Genomic DNA, 16,079 nt, shown 5'->3' on the forward strand with positions numbered 1-16,079 from the left:
ATAAATCAGATAAAAATAAAAATGAAAAAATTCATACTTGCAGCTTCTGTTTTAATGGCAGTCTATTCTTGCAAAAAAGAAGCGCATAAACCTACAGAAAACGGAAATGAACTTGTTGCAGAAGCTCCAAAATCAAATAATAAAATTGTAACATTAAACGGTGGAATTACAGAAATCGTTGCCGCTTTAGGACATGAAAAAGAAATCGTTGCAACAGATGTTACCAGTACGTATCCTGAATCTTTAAAGAAATCTTCAGAAAATTTAGGTCACGTTAGATCAATTACAATTGAGCCAATCATGGCGGTTTCTCCAACTTTGATTTTAGCTTCAGATAAAGACATTAATGCTGAATTGATGGGGAAAATCAAAGCTTCAGGAATCAAAACTGAAACTTTTAAGCAGGAATATACCGTTGAAGGAACTAAAAAATTAATTGCTGAAGTTGCAAAAGCAATAGGGAATACAGATTATCAGAAATTAAATGATAAAATTGATGCTGATATCAAACAAGTTCAGCCAATTGCTAAGAAACCAAAAGTTTTATTCATTTACTCAAGAGGGAATATGATGATGGTTTCAGGTAAAAATACACCAATGGCAGCAATGATTGCTCTTGCCGGAGGTGAAAATGCAGTGAATGATTTTGAAGATTTCAAACCATTAACTCCGGAAGCTGTTGTAAAAGCAAATCCGGATGTATTATTTTTCTTCTCTAGCGGATTGGAAAGCTCAGGTGGAATAGAAGGTGCTTTAAAAATGCCGGGAGTTTCACAAACCAACGCAGGGAAAAACAAAAAAGTAATTGCTATGGATGGAGGTTTGATTTCAGGTTTCGGACCAAGAGTGGGAGAGGCTGCAGTTTCATTAAACAAACTTTTAATTGAAAACGCAAAGTAAATTATATTTATACATCACATTAAGTTCCATACTGCTTTTTTTTATAGCAGTATGGTCTATTAATACGGGTGTATATGATTTTGGCGGAAAATCTGCCTTCGAAGTTTTAGGAAAAGTAATAACGGGAGATACCGATTTGTCTTTAAGCGACAAATATATAGTTTGGGAAGTGAGAGCATCCAGAATTGTAATGGCAATCATCATCGGAAGTATGCTTTCGGTTTCTGGAACAAGTTTACAGGGATTATTCAGAAATCCGTTGGCAACAGGAGATTTAATCGGGCTTACTGCGGGAGCGACTTTAATGGCAGCAATTACGATTGTTTTAGGAGGATATTTCAGAGAGTATCTTCCTGAAGCAGTACAATTTTCGCTCGTCGGGATTGCCGCTTTTGTAGGTTCGCTTTTAGCAATGATGCTGGTGTACAAAATTTCTACAAGCGGTGGTAAAACCAATGTGGTCATGATGCTTCTATCGGGTGTTGCTATTACTGCAATCGGTTTTTCAATCGTAGGTTTTCTTATTTTCATCTCAAAAGACGATCAGTTGAGAGATTTAACGTTCTGGAACATGGGAAGTTTAGCCGCTGCAACATGGACGAAGAATATTATTTTAACCGTTATTTTAATTATTTCTTATTCAATTCTTTTACCTAAAGGGAAGGCTTTAAACGCAATGATGTTGGGTGAAAAAGATGCACAGCATTTGGGAATTAATGTTGAAAGATTAAAAAAACAAATCGTCATTATCGTATCATTAATGGTGGGAAGTTGCGTTGCATTTTCCGGAACGATAGGGTTTGTAGGATTGATTGTACCTTACATTTTAAGGCTTTTATTTAAATCAAATTACAATTTTATTTTACCGTTATCAGCAATTTTCGGAAGTGTTCTATTATTAACAGCAGATACGATTAGCAGAAGTATTGTAGCGCCTTCAGAATTACCCATCGGAATTTTAACTGCAATGATGGGAGCACCGATTTTCATTGCTATTTTGTTGAAATTTAAAAAGTCAATTTAATGATTAAGGCAAAGCAAATCAGTTATAAACATAAAGAATTTCATATTTTAAACGATGTGGATATTTCTTTAGGTTTTGGTGAATTTTTAGCCATTGTCGGTCCAAACGGAGCTGGAAAATCGAGTCTTTTGAGTGTTTTGGCGAATGAAGTGAAAACGAATCACAATATTTTATTAAAAGATAAAAACATCAGAGATTGGAAAATTGCCGAACTGTCTAAACATAAAGCTAAATTTTCTCAGCACAATTCCAACGATATTCCTTTGGAAGTGAAAGATGTCGTGATGATGGGACGTTATCCGTATTTTGATGCTCAGCCAAAAAAGGAAGATCACGAAGCAATGAACAAAATGATGTACGAAACCGATGTTTATCATCTAAAAGACAGAGAATACAACACTTTGTCGGGTGGTGAAAAACAGCGTGTTCATTTATCGAGAGTTTTGGCTCAGTTGGATAATGAAGTTACTCAAAAATTGCTTTTTCTCGATGAACCGTTGAACAATTTAGATATAAAACATCAGTATAAAGCTTTGGAAATCATCAAAAATTTCACAACTCATGAAAATTCAGCGGTCGTAGTTTTACATGATTTAAATCTTGCCGCTCAATATGCTGATAAAATTTTATTGATGAAATCGGGTCAGGTTTCTGCTTATGGAACTCCGGAAGAGGTTTTTACTGCTGAAAATATAACGACAGCATACAACTTTCCTTGTACCATTTGCGACCATCCGATTACTAAAAACCCAATGATTATTTTTGGATAAATGGAAGAAAAAGATTTAAAAATATTAGCTCAAAACCTTGGTAATCCACAAGGTGAAAAAGGTATTGAGATTGGTGAAATGATGAACGCCACCAATATCGGAATGACTTTAGAAAGTATCCATACCTTATTAATTGAGGATGGAGAAAATATTCTGGAAATTGGTCACGGAAATGCAGCCCACGTCAAAAGCCTTTTGCATTTAGCCCAAAACATACAATATACAGGAATTGATATTTCTGAAACAATGCATAATGAAGCCAAAAGATTAAATGAAGAATTTAAAAATCAGGCTGAATTTGTTTTGTATGAAGGAACGAAACTTCCCTTTGAAGATAAAACTTTCGATAAAATATTTACCGTAAACACTGCTTATTTTTGGAAAGAACCGGTGGAATATTTAAATGAAATTTACAGAGTTCTAAAAGACAACGGAACATTTGTTCTCACTTTTGGTCAGCGGGATTTTATGGAAACTTTACCTTTCACTCAATTCAATTTTACGCTTTACAATTCAGATGAAATGGAAGAAACAGTTTCTAAAAGTCATTTTAAAAGAATGAAAATTTCCGAAAAAGAAGAGCAGGTAAAAAGTAAAGCAGGCAACGAAACCGTCACAAGATTATATACAGTTTTAACCATAAAAAAATAAAAAAATGAATACAATAGTTAACGACTTGAAAGAAAAATGGGAAGCTCTGAAAGCAGAAAACCCACATTTGAGAATAAGAAATGCAGCTGCAGAATTGGGTGTAAGCGAAGCAGAATTATTATTAACTAACGTAGGTGAAGAAGTTACCATTCTGAGACCTGAATTTGCCAACATCTTAACTGAAGTTGAAAAATTAGGAAAAGTAATGGCTCTAACCAGAAACGACGAGTGTGTTCACGAAAGAAAAGGAACGTACTTAAATGGAGATTTCAGCAGTCCTCATGCTCAGCTTTTCGTGGGAGAAGATATCGATTTGAGAATCTTCCAAAATCACTGGATATTTGCTTTTGCAGTGGTTGAAGGTGATAAAAGAAGTCTTCAGTTCTTCGGAAAAGACGGTTTGGCGCTTCACAAAATTTATTTAACCAAAGACAGCAATGTTGATGCTTTCGAACCGATTGTTGCTCAGTTTAAAGCTGAAAATCAAGAGGAAAGTTTTGAATTTGAAACGGTAGCACCAAAAGCTCCTGAAAAAGCAGATTCAGAAATTGATGCTGAAGGTTTCAAAAAAGCTTGGACAGAATTGAAAGACACCCACGATTTCTTTATGATGACCAGAAAATTTGGGGTTTCAAGAACTCAGGCTCTGAGATTGGCTCCTGAAGGTTATACTCAAAAAATCGATTCTTCAAAAGTAGTAAATGTTTTGGAAGAAGCTTCTGAAAAGAATTTACCAATCATGGTTTTTGTCGGAAACAGAGGAATTATCCAAATTCACACGGGTGAGGTGAAAAAAACAATGTGGCACCAGCAATGGTTTAACGTAATGGATCCTGATTTCAATTTACATTTGGATGTAACTAAAATCGCTGAAGTTTGGATCGTGAAAAAACCAACAGAAGATGGTGAAGTAACAGCAATTGAAGTATTCAACAAAGAAGGAGAATTCATTGTACAACTTTTCGGAAAAAGAAAACCTGGAATTCCTGAACTTCAGGAATGGAAAGATTTGGTAGCAAATCTTGAAGCATAATAATTAAATGATTTGATGAAGACCGTTTTGTTTGTAGATTCAAAGCGGTCTTTTTTGTATATTAACACTAATTGCACAAATGTTTTTCACAAATAACACAAATTTGTAAATTACCAATTGTTTGATAGTATTATTATTGTGTTGGAAAACGCAAAGGCGCAAGAGTTTTCTAAATTTAAGTTTTAAGGCGCAAATATTTTATCGAAGATAAAATTTAAAACTCCATATTTACTTAATTTGAATAATGAATTACTTGCTGAAAATCTTTGATTTTCTTGCGCCTTAAAAAATAATAAATTAAAAACATCTTTGCGCCTTTGCGAAAACCAACAAGTTTTTAATTCGATTAAAATTTGTGATATTTGTGAAAATCATTCGTGTCATTTGTATTTAAAAAATCAAAATTTAAAATGAAAAATATTTTTATCGCCATATTAGTTTTCGGATTTTCTGTCATCAATGCACAGAATTTTATACCTTATCAGTTTTATAACAAAAAAGGTAAAACCGTTAAAACAGAAAAATTGGTCAAGCAACTTGCAGATTACGACGTTGTTTTTTTTGGTGAACTTCACAATAATTCGATGGTTCATTGGCTACAGTTAAAGGTAACGGAAGGTTTGTACAATCAAAAAAATAAACAGATTACTTTGGGTGCTGAAATGTTTGAAAGAGATAATCAGCCACAGCTTAATAAATATCTTGCAGGAAAAATTGAAGCAAAAAGCTTGAAAGATTCTGTCCGTTTGTGGAATAATTATACCACAGATTACAAACCTTTGGTTGATTTTGCTAAAGACAAAAACCTGAACTTTATTGCAACCAATGTTCCGAGAAAATATGCTTCACAAACCGCAAAAGAAGGCTTGGAATCATTAAATAAACTCAGCGAAAGAGAAAAATCTTATATCGCTCAATTGCCGATAAATGTTACCTTAGATACTCCGGGTTATCCTGAAATGAAAAAAATGATGGGTGATCATGCTGAAGGAACGAAGGTTATGAATTTTATTTCGGCTCAGGCGATAAAAGACGCTACAATGGCGGAATCTATCCTGAAAAACCTGCAGCCCGGAAAAATATTCATCCATTACAACGGAAACTTCCACAGTAAAGAATTTGGTGGGATCTATTGGTACATCAAACAGAAAAATCCTAATCTGAAAATAGCAGTTATCTCTGTCTTCGAATCTGAAGATCCAGAATTAAAAGTTCCTGAGAAAGAGTACATCCCGACAGATTTTAATCTGATTATTCCTGCGGATATGACCAAGACTTATTAAGTCTTAAGAACCATGTTTAAAATTCACGCAAATTAAGCATATAAAAAATCTGTGTAAATCTGTGCAATCTGTGGGAGATGAAAACATCCATAAAACTTGTCAACGTGATTAAAAATATTCAATAGAGACGGGCTTTAGCCCGTTTTTTTATGCAAATAATTCCATTGGCTTTAGCCAAAACCTAAAAACATCTTTATCTTTGTTAAACATTCTTTTAAAATGAAAAAAATCTTCATACTTTTCGTTCTGTTCATTGGTTTCATCAACGCCCAAAAGCTGACAAAATCAGAAATTGCTCTCATCAATCAAGGCGACATCAATACAGCATTACAGATTTATCAAACAACAGATTCTCATCAACATACAACTTTGTTAAATCTTTCAACAGAAATTGATCCAAAAGATCCAAACACAGCGACTCTGGTAAAAAGAATGAAAGAATCTCTATTGTCAACCGATGGTGGAGTAGGAATTGCAGCTCCGCAAGTGGGAATTAATAGAAAAGTAATCTGGGTACAACGTTTTGATAAAGAAGGCGAACCGTTGGAATATTTCTTAAATCCGGTAATTACTTGGAGATCAGAATTGCAAAATCTCGGTCCAGAAGGTGATTTATCGATTCCTGAATTTAGAGATGAATTTTATAGAAGCAAAGTGATTCAGCTGGAATATGTTGATTTAAAAGGACAGAAATTTTCAGAAATGGTGGAAGGTTTTACCGCCGTTATTTTTCAACACGAAATCGACCATCTTTTCGGAATTTTAATTTCAGATAAGAAGAAAAAAGAAGAGAATGATTCTTATCTGAAAGTGGATGCGTTTAAGAAAAGTGATTCTGTGGGGAGATAATGTTGCTTCACTATAAATGTTGCTAATCGATTGATTTGTTTAAAATATTTAAAGATATATCTAAATTTTCTAATACAGATTTCATCTCATTGTAGATTGCAACCGTGTGCTCCTTTTCAATATTTGCGACATAAATTTTCAAATTTGAAATGAAATTTTCTAATTTTTGAATATCTTTATTTAGTTTCTCTAAAGACTGAATTGATATAATATTAACGTTTTGTTGATAGCCTTTGCTACCTAACTTTGGTTTTCGTACTTCGAAATTTTCAACATTACCATGAGGATCTCCCAAGAAAAAAGTTCCATGAGCAAGAAAGTTTCTAATCTCAATAACTTTTATAAAATTTTTCACAAATCTATCAACTAAATTTCTTAGTTCTAAATTTTTTGATAATTCGGTTGTTAAAAAAATACTTTTGAATTTAGAAAGAAGTGGGTTAGCAGTTAATCCTTCTAAAAGAATATCTATTCTTCTATCTTCTTCAGAAAACATATTATTTGAGGTACAAATTTTTCTAATATAATAGGAAAGTTGAAAGTTTATATTTTCAAAGTGAATTATAAATTTTCCATATTCGATATAAAATTTTTCATATTCATTCATATTGTAGAAGGTATTGTTAATTTGTTTTTGTCGGCGAATCACTCGTATAAGAGTTTAATATCTGACAGAAATTGTTGTTTGTTATGTTTTGAAAACCTATTCCAAAGTTTCCACAGAATTTTTTAAAATTATCAAAATAGGGTAAATTATTTAGATAAATTGGATTCTTTATATTTCTCCCTTTACCATAAACATCTATTATTTCGTTGTCTTTTTGTTGATAATCTTGAATTTCAAAGGAGGACCACAAATAATAATTTTTAATTTTATTTTCAGTTTTTCCTAAAATTAAAAAACATCTGCTTCCGATTGATTTTTCTACTGATTTTTTCTTGCTTGTGTAAATCCAAAAATCATCATCTTCTTCATTTTTCAGTGTAATGTCTTTGACTAATGTATTAAAATTGATTTCGTCGCCTGGAAAATATCCAAGTTTATCTGCATTATGATATTGAATATAAAATGTATGGTTGTTCATTATTGAAGTTTTTAGCTGGATTATTAAGTTTTTTTATTCTAATAAATCTAATTAATATTTCCTAATCTGCACATTCGAAACGTTCTTAATTTTAATCTTTTTACCAACCTTTTTCAATAGACCAGTTTCCGAATTTCTCTTAAATACAACTACATTATTAGTTCCTGTATTAGCTGTAATCAAAAATTTTCCGCTTGGATCAAGACTAAATGTTCTTGGATGTCTGCCTTTTACAGACTGATAACCGACTGTTTTCAACTTTCCATCGTTTTGAATTGAAAATATGGCAATATTATTTTCCTTTCCACGATTGGAAGCGTACAAAAACTTTCCGTCAGGAGAAATATGTACATCCGAGCTTTCAAAATTATCTTTAAGTTTTTCTGAATGAGTGTAAATTCTTTGAAGGTTATTTAATTTTCCATCTTCGTAAGAATAAGCACTTATCGCTCCTCCCATTTCTTCAATACAGTAAGCAAATTTTCCATTGGGATGAAATGTAAAATGTCTCGGTCCGCTTCCTAAAGTAGTTTTTATAAAAGAAATTTCAGCATCCTGAAGTGGCTGATTTTTCTCATTTTCAAATTTAAAAACTCTGATTTTATCCGCTCCTAAGTCAGGAAGGAACATATAATCGAAGTTAGGAGAAAATACTGTAGAGTGTATATGTGCACGTTCTTGCCTGTCAGGATTTATACTTCCTTCATTGAATTGTATATTTTGAACATAAGGTTCAATTTTTCCACCTTCTATAATCGGATAAACCGAAATGCTGCCTTCAGTGTAATTTCCGTTAACGAGCCATTTCCCATTTTTATGAGCCATTAAATAAACAGGATTTTCGCCACCACTTTTTTGTTTGCTGATAAAGATTAGCGATTTTTTTTCGGGATTAAATTCAAAACTGCTTATACTTCCTCCATTTTCTGTTTTGCTTTCAGTACAGGCAAAAACATACTTTCCATCAGGTGATAAAGTAAGAAAAGACGGATTTGAAATGCCTTTAAATGTAGTGACTTTGGATAAATTTCCGGTAATAGTGTCTAATTTGTAAACATATATTCCGTCCGTATTTTTGTCCCAATTGAATGAACCGAAAAATGCGTACGTGTTTTGAGAATAGAAACAAATCCAAGTAAAAATAGTAATGGTTAAGGCAAGAAATTTTTTCAAAATGTTGGGTTGAAAAGAGTTAAGTGAGAAAATAAAAACTGAAGTTTTTATTTATAATTTCAAATATAAAGGAAATTCATTGAAACTGAACTAGAGTAGTTAAGCTTTCTAAATTTCAAATAAACTTATTAAAATAAAGTTTGTGCAATGATAGTTTTTCCTCAATCCAAATAAGGTTTTATATGATTTTTTTAACCTTTTTGGATTTCGGTATTTCTTAAAAAAACACGACATTTGTAGACGTAAAATTTAGGTGTGTTTTATTGTTGTTTAAAATGATGAATGCAAAATCTGAAGATTAAATTTAAAAATTTCTACGAATGAAAATATCAAGCAACTGGCTGAAAGACTACATCAAAACAGAACTGAAAACCGAGAGAATCGGCGAATTTCTTACAGATATCGGTCTTGAAGTTGAGGGAATAGAAAAGTTTGAAAGTGTAAAAGGAAGTCTTGAAGGCATCGTTGTAGGAAAGGTTTTGACTTGTGAGAAACATCCAAATGCTGATAAATTAAACAAAACAACGGTAGACGTAGGAAATGGAAAAGTTTTAAACATCGTTTGCGGAGCTCCTAATGTTGCTGAAGGACAAACAGTTCCTGTTGCCGTAGTTGGAACTAAAATTTATGCTAAAGACGGAAGTTTTTTCGAGATTAAAGAAGCGAAAATCAGAGGTGAGGTTTCTCAGGGAATGATTTGTGCAGAAGACGAATTAGGTTTAAGCGACGATCACGGCGGAATCATGATTTTGGACGAAACAAAATATGAAGTTGGTAAAAACTTTGCCGATTTTTTTGAATTGACAAATGACGAAGTTCTTGAAATTGGTTTAACACCCAACAGAACCGATGCAATGTCACATTACGGTGTGGCAAGAGATTTACATGCTTTTCTTTCTACCAACCAACAAAAATCTGATTTTCAGAAAGTTTCTTCTTCTGCTTTAAATAACGAAGGTTCTCACAGTTTTACGCTTGAAGTTGAAAATACAGAATTAACGCCAAGATACATCGGTGCTGTAATCGAAAACGTAAAAGTTGCAGATTCTCCGTCTTGGTTAAAAGACAGATTGAAAGCAATCGGTTTAAACCCGATCAACAATATTGTAGATATTACAAACTATATTCTTCACGGTTTAGGACAGCCGCTTCACGCTTTTGATGCTGATAAAATTGCAGACAAAAAAGTAAAAGTTGGAACCGTAGCTGAAGGAACAAAATTCACGACTTTAGATGGTGTTGAAAGAACTTTGAACGGTTCTGAAATTATCATAAAAGACGGAAAAGATACTCCGATGTGTATTGCCGGAGTTTTCGGTGGTGCAAATTCTGGAGTTTCTGATCAAACGAAAACTATTTTCCTGGAAAGTGCTTATTTTAATCCGGTTGCGGTAAGAAAAGGAGCAAAATTCCATGGTTTGAATACCGATGCTTCTTTCAGATTTGAAAGAGGTGTTGACCCGAATATTACAAGAACTGCAATTACGCATGCAATTAAATTAATCGAAGAATTAGCGGAAGGAAAGTTAGTAGGAGAGTTGTTGGAAGAATACCCTAAGAAAATCGAAGATAATTACGTAATCATCAGATTTTCAAAAATCGAGCAGATTTTAGGAACAAAAATTCACAGAGAAAAGGTAAAAGAAATTTTAAAAGCACTTGAAATTCAGGTTTTAAATGAAATTCAGAATGGTTTTGAAATATCTGTTCCTGCTTACAGAGCCGATGTAACGAGAGAAATTGATGTGATCGAAGAGATTTTAAGAATCTATGGTTACAATAAAATTGATGCTCCGCAAAAAATTTCATTTACTCCTGTAAAATTAAGTGCAAACGATCAGGATGAATTGGAAAATTCTTGGGCGAGAACTTTGCAGAGTTTAGGTTTCAACGAAGTAATGAACAATTCATTAACTTCTGTGAAAGATGAAACTGACGCTGTGAAATTATTAAACCCATTAAGCGGTGATTTGGCATTTATGAGAAAGTCTTTGTTGGAAGGACTTTTGCAGAATGCAGTTTATAATATCAATAGAAAAAATCAGGATATTAAGTTTTTCGAATTCGGAAAAATTTATCATAAAAAAGAATTAAGCGAAGCGTATCTTGACCAAAGGGAAAAAACTTACGAAGAGAGAAAACAGTTGGCAATTTTAGTTTCGGGAAGAAATGTTGCTGAAAACTGGTTACAGCCAAAATCTGCTACAGATTTCTATAATCTGAAAGCTTATGTGAAAGTTTTGTTGGAAAGATTGGCAATTGATTACAAAGAAGTTGCTTTGGAAGATGAAAGATTCTCTGATGCAATTGCTTACGAATCTGGAGATAAAACCTTGGTAAGAATCGGAAAAGTATCTCCTCAAATGTTGAAAGATTTTGATGTAGACCAAGAATGTTTCTATGCAGAAATCGAGCTTGAATTTGCTCAGGAATTACGTTCTAAGAATGAATTGAAATTTAAAGATATTCCTAAATTCAACAAAATCAGAAGAGATTTAGCTTTACTAATTGATAAAAATATTACGTATCAGGAACTGTATCAGACAGCTAAAAAGAACAAATCTCCTTTCATTAAAAACATTAATCTTTTTGATGTTTATGAAGGGAAAAATCTTCCGGAAGGTAAGAAGTCTTACGCAATGAGTTTTGAGTTATTAAACGAAGAAAAAACTTTAGAAGAAAAAGAAATTTCTCACGTAATGGATTCTTTGATTAAATCTTTCCAAAAAGAGTTTAATGCAGAATTGAGAGGATAAAAAAAAATTTTCACACAATAGAAACGGACATTTGTCCGTTTTTTTTTAGCACAATCACTTTCGATGAAATTTGATTTAACATAAATCTATATTTTTAGAAATGAATTATTATAATTTCCGTAAATTTGAATTAAATCAAAATTAACAATGAAAAATCTTTTTTTAAGTATATGCACATTTGCTGTTTTAGCATCATGCGGAACAATGAAAAGTCCGTCTTCATCGAAAGTTGGTAAAGCGCAACCTTCAATTGCCAATACAAAATGGACTTTAGCAGACAATGTAAAAGGACAAGCTCCTACATTGAATATCGAAGGCTCAAAAGTAAGCGGAAACTCTGGTTGTAACAGATATTTTGGTTCTGTTGTAATGGAAACTGCTTCTGGACAATTTACACCTTCAGGAATTGGTTCTACAAAAATGGCTTGCGATAATATGAGTGTTGAGAAAAACTTTCTCGATATGATGCAGAAAGCTAATAAATATGTAGTTTCAGGAACTACTTTAGAATTATATCAGGATAATTTATTGCTATTAAAATTCAATAAATCTGAATAAAGTATAAAATAAAAAAGGAACTCAAACTGAGTTCCTTTTTTTATGAGTGATTTTTCTTATTCTTCCTCTTCTTCGTCGTACTTAGCCAACTCTTCGTCGCACCATTTGAAAGCTGCTTCCACTACTTTTGTAGCTTCGTCTGCCATAGTTTCTTCATCGTCACCTTCCAAATCATCAAGCCATTCTACTTCCTCTTCTTCAACGTTTAAGATGAATCTTGGATATTCTGTATGAACTACGAATAAATCTTCAGGAAATTCCGAATTGTCTGCTAATAAAAACTTTGGTAATTTCATTTTTTTATTGTTTTAACTTTAAAATCAAAGATAATAAAATTATTGGTATTTGTTCTTGTCGAGCTTAATTTTTTGTAAAACTTTATGTGGCGTTAACGTTGACTTTTTTAAGGTATCTTCTGCCTTAAAAGTGAAATCAATATCTGAATTTACAGTACCAATTAATTCAGAAATCTGAACATTTTCTAAGTCTTCAAGATCTTTAACGTAAAATTTTAACGGAACTTTATCCAGTTTTTCTGTTTTTAAATAATTAGAAATTTCTTTTCTATTTTTAAGATAATTCCCTTTTGAAAGCCAAGTAAAAGCGAATCCTGTCAAAAGACTTAAAGCTCCCATAAGATAAATTTTTGTTCCGAAAATATTAAATAATTTTTTAAAATAAACCAGGCAAATAGAAAATGTAAAAGGTACTAATAATCGATATCCTAGAGCATCTGTTGAATAGAAATATTGAATTAAAAATGAACATATAATTCCTGAAACACCGATTAGAATCATATATTTTTCGGTTTCTGAAAGTTTTGTTCTGATAAAAAGAAAGGTAATTACTAAAATATTGATTAATCCAATTCCATAAATTCCCCAATTGATGATTCCACCTCCAGGATTTGCGATGTGTACAAAAGGATTGAAGCTTGTTGCTATACCTTGTACAAATTCTGTAATTAAAAGGGAAGTTGGCTTTAGACCTATTTCAAGAAAATCATCGACATAATTTTTATTAAACAAATCAATGAAGAATAATTTATATAAAACAATATAAAATGCAGCGATGATGGCTGAAAAGACAAATGTTCTTCCGTAATTTTTTTTAAAACTCAGTAAACCAAATAATCCTGTTGCTCCTATAATAAAAAGTGCGCTGTATCGAATATTAAAAATTAAAATTAAACTCAGCGATAAATAGAGCAGTGCCTTTTTATTTGTAAGTCTTTCTTTTATAATCAAATGAGCAATATATAATAAAATAAATATAGAAAGTAAAGTTAATGTTTCGCTGAATGTTGCTGCAAAAACACTCACAAAACCAAATAAAGAGCAGGTAATAATAGCTTCCCTTAAATAAAATTTTGTTTTTTTAGCAATTAAAATGATGAGCAAAAACGAAAAAACTCCTACAAGTTTACTGCTCCAGAATTCATCTAAACCAAAAAAAGTAAAAAATTTAATACTGAAAATATATCCTAAAGGTGTAATTGTATTATCAATCTCCGGGAAAACATGAGCCGATCTCATGAATCTTATTCCATCGGGCGTTACTCGTCCTTTTTCATTCAGTAAAAAACGCAAAATGGTCATCACTAAAGTAATGATGACCATTGATATTTGGATATATTTTTCTTTAAATTTTAACAAGGTTGAAGTTATTAGGTTATAGTTTACAGGTTTGACACTCAAATTTATAATTTATAACTCACAACTCATCATTTAAAATCTATTTTGCAAACATTTTTGCTACTTTCTCTGCTTTTTTGCTTTCAGAATAATCATAGAAACCTTCTCCAGATTTTACTCCTAATTTTCCTGCCATTACCATATTTACCAATAGTGGATTTGGAGCATATTTAGGATTTTTAAAACCATCGTACATTACATTTAGAATAGCCAAACAAACATCAAGACCGATAAAATCTGCCAATTGAAGCGGTCCCATTGGATGAGCCATTCCTAATTTCATAACCGTATCTATTTCTTCAACTCCCGCAACTCCGTTGTAAAGTGTTTCGATTGATTCGTTAATCATTGGCATCAAAATTCTGTTTGCCACAAAACCAGGGTAATCATTAACTTCAACAGGAACTTTTCCTAAAGTTTTGCTCATCTCGTAGATTGAGTCGAAAGTTTCTTTAGAAGTAGAATAACCTTTGATGATTTCTACCAGTTTCATGATTGGAACAGGGTTCATAAAGTGCATTCCGATTACTTTATCTGCTCTTTTTGTTGCGGCAGCAATTTTAGTAATAGAAATTGAAGAAGTATTGGTTGATAAAATGCAGTTTTCAGGAGCAAATTCATCCATTTGAGCGAAAATTTTAAGCTTCAAATCCTGATTTTCAGTTGCAGCTTCTACTACTAAATCTGCGTTTGTTACTGCATCCTTCAGTTGTGTAAAAGTGGTGATATTCCCTAAAGTTTCTGCTTTTTGTTCTTCTGTAAGATTTCCTTTTGCAATAATTCTGTCAAGGTTGGTTGTAATCGTTTTCAAACCTCTGTCTAAAGCCTCCTGAGAAACATCTACCAAGTTTACACTAAAACCGCTTTGTGCGAAAGTATGTGCAATACCATTTCCCATGGTTCCGGCTCCGATAACGACAATGTTTTTGATCATTTTAATTTTTCTTTTTTATTATATACAGTTAGATTATTTATTTTTTTTAAATCTTCCTTTTTTACCAATCCTGTACTTTGGAAATTTACTGTTCCGTCACTGCTTTGGTTTTTCGCATTATTTTGAGAATTTACAGCAGCTTCAAGACCGGTTACAAACTTTTTTTTCTTGCTTCTCGTTAAAGAATCAATCCCGATATATAATCTGAATTCACCTTCTCTTCCCAAACCGGATTGTCTAAAAACTTCAATCTCTTTTCCTTTGTTTTTGGCTTTAAAAGCTTCAATATAATTCATTACAGGAGCTGTTGAAGGGGGACCGCAACAAATACTGTTGTAACTTATTTCATAGAAGTTTTCACTTTTTTGTGCATAAAAAAATACGCAGCTAAAAATTCCTAGAGTTAAAAATATCTTTTTCATTTTGATGGTTTTAAAATTAAGCTTTAAATTTTACTTATTAAAATAATCCCAGACAATCTTTGAAATGTCTGAAATCATCTTACAATTCACTTCATCTGTTTCCGTAGAATTGTTCACAAATACTGCCATTGCATAATGTTTGCCATTCGGTAAAGTAACAATTCCCATATCGTTTTCTGCAACCGTTAAATCATTATCATATTTCCCTGAAGATCCCGTTTTATGCGCTACAGGAGTATTTTTTGGAAGCTGTTCAACCAATTTATTGGCACCGGTTTTTGTTCCGAGCATAATTTTCATTAAATAATCGGTAGATTTTTTTGAAAGGACTTTTCCATCATAAAAACTTTTCAGAAGATTGACGGCAGATTCCGTTGTGCTGTAATTTTTGTACTGATTCTTCCAATCTTTATGCATTTCGTCTTCATTTACTTTTATCTGAAAACCTTTCACACCATTAGAATCCATGAATTTCTGAACGGTTTTTGTTCCACCAATCATTTTTAATAATTTGTCGCATCCGTTATTATCACTCAATGCAACGGTATAATCGATGATTTCGTCTAAAGTTAATTCAATATCTCCAGTTGGATATTTTTCTTTTATCGGAGACCATGTTTTTGGTAATAATTCAGATTCTTTTAATACTACTTTTTGATCTAAAGATAATTTTCCCTGATCTACCAAATCTAAAACAGCAGCAGCAATATGAAACTTAAAAACACTTAAAGTGGGAAGTTTTCTGTCTGCATTTCTATTGTATTTAAATCCATTTTCAAAACTTAATATGGAAATCCCTACTGTAGCTTTTTTATTCAGAAGAACTATATTGATTTTATCATGTAAACTCAATTTTTGTCCAAAACTAAATGTTGAAATTAAAAAAAAGAGCAAAATTATTTTTTTCATAATATTTTGTTTAAAAAAATCCTTCTTAAGCAAGAAGG

17 protein-coding genes are annotated in these 16,079 nt (G+C 32.1%); 9 read left to right on the forward strand and 8 right to left on the reverse strand.

Going from position 1 to position 16,079, the window contains the following annotated elements; genetic code table 11:
- Positions 1–21: 21 nt before the first annotated feature.
- The 7 genes from OF897_RS07565 to OF897_RS07595 all read left to right on the forward strand — a co-directional run bounded on the left by OF897_RS07565 (position 22) and on the right by OF897_RS07595 (position 6,510).
- Positions 22–900, forward strand: coding sequence for a heme/hemin ABC transporter substrate-binding protein (locus OF897_RS07565; protein WP_267265088.1), 879 nt, complete (start codon positions 22–24; stop codon positions 898–900).
- A complete protein-coding gene (locus OF897_RS07570; protein ID WP_267265089.1) occupies positions 884–1,924 on the forward strand; it encodes a FecCD family ABC transporter permease in 1,041 nt (346 codons plus the stop codon). The genes OF897_RS07565 and OF897_RS07570 overlap by 17 nt, the downstream gene beginning before the upstream one ends.
- Positions 1,924–2,694 carry a heme ABC transporter ATP-binding protein gene (locus OF897_RS07575; protein WP_267265090.1) on the forward strand — a complete coding sequence of 257 codons (771 nt, stop codon included), beginning with the start codon at positions 1,924–1,926 and terminating at the stop codon, positions 2,692–2,694. Before OF897_RS07570 ends, OF897_RS07575 begins: the two co-directional genes overlap by 1 nt.
- On the forward strand, positions 2,695–3,345 hold the full coding sequence (locus OF897_RS07580; RefSeq protein WP_267265091.1) for a class I SAM-dependent methyltransferase: 651 nt from the start codon (positions 2,695–2,697) through the stop codon (positions 3,343–3,345).
- Positions 3,346–3,349: 4 nt separating this feature from the next.
- The gene (locus OF897_RS07585; RefSeq protein ID WP_267265092.1) at positions 3,350–4,378 is read left to right on the forward strand and encodes a hemin-degrading factor; all 1,029 of its coding nucleotides are present in this window, start codon (positions 3,350–3,352) and stop codon (positions 4,376–4,378) included.
- A 410-nt stretch (positions 4,379–4,788) separates the two neighbouring features.
- Positions 4,789–5,661 (forward strand): ChaN family lipoprotein, encoded by an 873-nt coding sequence (locus OF897_RS07590; protein ID WP_267265093.1) that lies wholly within the window; start codon positions 4,789–4,791, stop codon positions 5,659–5,661.
- 219 nt (positions 5,662–5,880) lie between these two features.
- Positions 5,881–6,510, forward strand: coding sequence for a peptide deformylase (locus OF897_RS07595; protein WP_267265094.1), 630 nt, complete (start codon positions 5,881–5,883; stop codon positions 6,508–6,510).
- Between the two features lie 22 nt (positions 6,511–6,532).
- Here the strand turns inward: OF897_RS07595 and OF897_RS07600 are convergent, their stop codons facing one another.
- From OF897_RS07600 to OF897_RS07610, 3 genes are read right to left on the reverse strand one after another with little or no spacing between them, the layout of a single operon-like run.
- Complete coding sequence (locus tag OF897_RS07600) at positions 6,533–7,117, reverse strand: hypothetical protein (RefSeq protein ID WP_267265095.1); 585 nt, start codon at positions 7,115–7,117, stop codon at positions 6,533–6,535.
- Between the two features lie 16 nt (positions 7,118–7,133).
- A complete protein-coding gene (locus OF897_RS07605) occupies positions 7,134–7,595 on the reverse strand; it encodes a hypothetical protein (RefSeq protein ID WP_267265096.1) in 462 nt (153 codons plus the stop codon).
- 51 nt (positions 7,596–7,646) lie between these two features.
- Positions 7,647–8,768, reverse strand: coding sequence for a lactonase family protein (locus OF897_RS07610; protein ID WP_267265097.1), 1,122 nt, complete (start codon positions 8,766–8,768; stop codon positions 7,647–7,649).
- Between the two features lie 320 nt (positions 8,769–9,088).
- Between OF897_RS07610 and pheT the strand changes: the two genes are divergently transcribed.
- Together pheT and OF897_RS07620 are read left to right on the forward strand one after the other, a co-directional pair.
- Positions 9,089–11,524 carry a phenylalanine--tRNA ligase subunit beta gene (pheT, locus tag OF897_RS07615; protein ID WP_267265098.1) on the forward strand — a complete coding sequence of 812 codons (2,436 nt, stop codon included), beginning with the start codon at positions 9,089–9,091 and terminating at the stop codon, positions 11,522–11,524.
- Positions 11,525–11,671: 147 nt separating this feature from the next.
- Complete coding sequence (locus tag OF897_RS07620; RefSeq protein ID WP_267265099.1) at positions 11,672–12,082, forward strand: META domain-containing protein; 411 nt, start codon at positions 11,672–11,674, stop codon at positions 12,080–12,082.
- 56 nt (positions 12,083–12,138) lie between these two features.
- Here the strand turns inward: OF897_RS07620 and OF897_RS07625 are convergent, their stop codons facing one another.
- From OF897_RS07625 to bla-A, 5 genes are all read right to left on the reverse strand, one after another.
- Positions 12,139–12,378, reverse strand: coding sequence for a hypothetical protein (locus OF897_RS07625; RefSeq protein ID WP_007845674.1), 240 nt, complete (start codon positions 12,376–12,378; stop codon positions 12,139–12,141).
- Between the two features lie 39 nt (positions 12,379–12,417).
- A complete protein-coding gene (locus tag OF897_RS07630; protein ID WP_267265100.1) occupies positions 12,418–13,701 on the reverse strand; it encodes a hypothetical protein in 1,284 nt (427 codons plus the stop codon).
- 115 nt (positions 13,702–13,816) lie between these two features.
- Complete coding sequence (locus tag OF897_RS07635; RefSeq protein ID WP_267265253.1) at positions 13,817–14,707, reverse strand: 3-hydroxybutyryl-CoA dehydrogenase; 891 nt, start codon at positions 14,705–14,707, stop codon at positions 13,817–13,819.
- A complete protein-coding gene (locus OF897_RS07640; RefSeq protein WP_267265101.1) occupies positions 14,707–15,132 on the reverse strand; it encodes a hypothetical protein in 426 nt (141 codons plus the stop codon). The genes OF897_RS07635 and OF897_RS07640 overlap by 1 nt, the downstream gene beginning before the upstream one ends.
- Before the next feature lie 30 nt (positions 15,133–15,162).
- Positions 15,163–16,041: a CGA/CIA family class A beta-lactamase gene (bla-A, locus tag OF897_RS07645; protein ID WP_267265102.1), complete on the reverse strand. Its 879-nt coding sequence runs from the start codon at positions 16,039–16,041 to the stop codon at positions 15,163–15,165.
- Positions 16,042–16,079 lie beyond the last annotated feature (38 nt).

Source organism: Chryseobacterium formosum (genome assembly GCF_026460885.1).
Classification (GTDB): Bacteria; Bacteroidota; Bacteroidia; order Flavobacteriales; family Weeksellaceae; genus Chryseobacterium; species Chryseobacterium formosus.

Excerpts from the sequence above, each read along its gene's own strand:
- OF897_RS07565 (WP_267265088.1), top strand. The coding sequence starts at position 22 with ATGAAAAAATTCATACTTGCAGCTTCTGTTTTAATGGCAGTCTATTCT.
- OF897_RS07575 (WP_267265090.1), top strand. The coding sequence starts at position 1,924 with ATGATTAAGGCAAAGCAAATCAGTTATAAACATAAAGAATTTCATATT.
- OF897_RS07580 (WP_267265091.1), top strand. The coding sequence starts at position 2,695 with ATGGAAGAAAAAGATTTAAAAATATTAGCTCAAAACCTTGGTAATCCA.
- OF897_RS07585 (WP_267265092.1), top strand. The coding sequence starts at position 3,350 with ATGAATACAATAGTTAACGACTTGAAAGAAAAATGGGAAGCTCTGAAA.
- OF897_RS07590 (WP_267265093.1), top strand. The coding sequence starts at position 4,789 with ATGAAAAATATTTTTATCGCCATATTAGTTTTCGGATTTTCTGTCATC.
- OF897_RS07595 (WP_267265094.1), top strand. The coding sequence starts at position 5,881 with ATGAAAAAAATCTTCATACTTTTCGTTCTGTTCATTGGTTTCATCAAC.
- OF897_RS07600 (WP_267265095.1), bottom strand. The coding sequence starts at position 7,117 with ATGAATGAATATGAAAAATTTTATATCGAATATGGAAAATTTATAATT.
- OF897_RS07605 (WP_267265096.1), bottom strand. The coding sequence starts at position 7,595 with ATGAACAACCATACATTTTATATTCAATATCATAATGCAGATAAACTT.
- pheT (WP_267265098.1), top strand. The coding sequence starts at position 9,089 with ATGAAAATATCAAGCAACTGGCTGAAAGACTACATCAAAACAGAACTG.
- OF897_RS07620 (WP_267265099.1), top strand. The coding sequence starts at position 11,672 with ATGAAAAATCTTTTTTTAAGTATATGCACATTTGCTGTTTTAGCATCA.
- OF897_RS07625 (WP_007845674.1), bottom strand. The coding sequence starts at position 12,378 with ATGAAATTACCAAAGTTTTTATTAGCAGACAATTCGGAATTTCCTGAA.
- OF897_RS07630 (WP_267265100.1), bottom strand. The coding sequence starts at position 13,701 with ATGGTCATCATTACTTTAGTGATGACCATTTTGCGTTTTTTACTGAAT.
- OF897_RS07640 (WP_267265101.1), bottom strand. The coding sequence starts at position 15,132 with ATGAAAAAGATATTTTTAACTCTAGGAATTTTTAGCTGCGTATTTTTT.
- bla-A (WP_267265102.1), bottom strand. The coding sequence starts at position 16,041 with ATGAAAAAAATAATTTTGCTCTTTTTTTTAATTTCAACATTTAGTTTT.